1 protein-coding gene is annotated in these 1255 nt (G+C 61.1%); it reads left to right on the top strand.

Annotated features, from left to right (window positions below; all coding sequences use genetic code 11):
* The first annotated feature begins 83 nt into the window (after window positions 1-83).
* A complete protein-coding gene (locus tag GOB90_RS18640; protein WP_146893137.1) occupies window positions 84-1238 on the top strand; it encodes an IS4 family transposase in 1155 nt (384 codons plus the stop codon).
* The last annotated feature ends 17 nt before the right edge of the window (window positions 1239-1255 follow it).

Below are 1255 nucleotides of genomic sequence, written 5' to 3'. Positions count from 1 at the left end.
CTCAGGCATCCCCTCATTTCTGAGATGACGTAGGGCGGGAAAGATGATTCTGCATTTCCGTGTCGAACGGAGATCAGATTAGCATGAGCGGGAAGACGGCGTTTTCTTCTGAAGCGGTCCATTCCTTTGTAGACGAACTTTTTGGCGAGGACCTGCACGCAAAGCGGGTGACATCGCTGGCGAAGGCGACGGTGGGCACTCTGCAGGCGTCGTCGCTGGCGGTGAGCGCGATTGGCCACGGTCTTGCGCTGGCCCAGGGAGGGCTCTCGCGTCACGCGATCAAGCAGGTCGACCGGATGCTGTCGAACGACGGGATCGATGTCGACGCGCTGATGGCCGACTGGGCCGGCTATTGCCTCGGTAGCCGCACCGAGATCGTCGTTGCCATGGACTGGACCGACTTCGATGCCGACGGGCACTCGACCCTGATGCTGTCGCTGCTCACCGAGCATGGTCGGGCAACCCCGCTACTATGGTTGACGGTACGCAAGGCGGAGCTGAAAGAGCGGCGCAATCACTATGAATATTGGATCGTCACCCGCCTTGCCGAGCTGTTGCCGACAGAAGTGAAGGTGCTACTCGTCGCGGATCGTGGCTTTGGCGACGCCAAGCTCTACGGCGTCCTCAAGGACGAGCTGCACTTCGAATATGTCATCCGCTTTCGTGGCAATATCAAGGTGACGGCCGCTGGCGAGAGCCGTCCGGCGAAGGAGTGGATCGGTCCTTCGGGACGTGCCCGGCTGCTGCGCGAGGCGACAGTCACGGCGCAGGGCTGCCCTGTCGGGGCGGTCGTTTGCGTCCACGCCAAGGAGATGAAAGAGGCATGGTGCCTCGCGACCAGCCTAACGGAGGTGGCGGCGAAAACCCTCATTGATCTCTACTCGCGACGCTGGGGCATCGAATGCTCGTTTCGCGATGCCAAGGACTGGCGGTTCGGAATGGGTATGTCGGCAACCCGCGTCTCCACGCCCGCCCGGCGCGACAGGCTGTGGTTGATCGCCGCTCTCGCCATTGTGCTCCTGACCGTGCTGGGCGCTGCCGGAGAAGCCATCGGCTACGACCGCCATCTGCGCACGAGCACGACATCGCGACGCGTCCATTCACTCTTCCGGCAGGGCGTGATGTACTATCAACTGATCCCCAACATGCCCGAGGAAAGATTACGCCCGCTCATCCTGCAATTCGAGAAGCTCATTCGTGACCATCAGCTGCTCAAACGCACTTTTGGGATCATCTGAATGAGGGGATTCGTGAG

Origin of the sequence: Acetobacter oeni (genome assembly GCF_011516825.1) — a bacterium.
Lineage (GTDB): Bacteria > Pseudomonadota > Alphaproteobacteria > Acetobacterales > Acetobacteraceae > Acetobacter > Acetobacter oeni.
The sequence above is the reverse complement of the archived record's forward strand: the minus strand, read 5'-3'. Positions and strand labels throughout refer to the sequence as shown.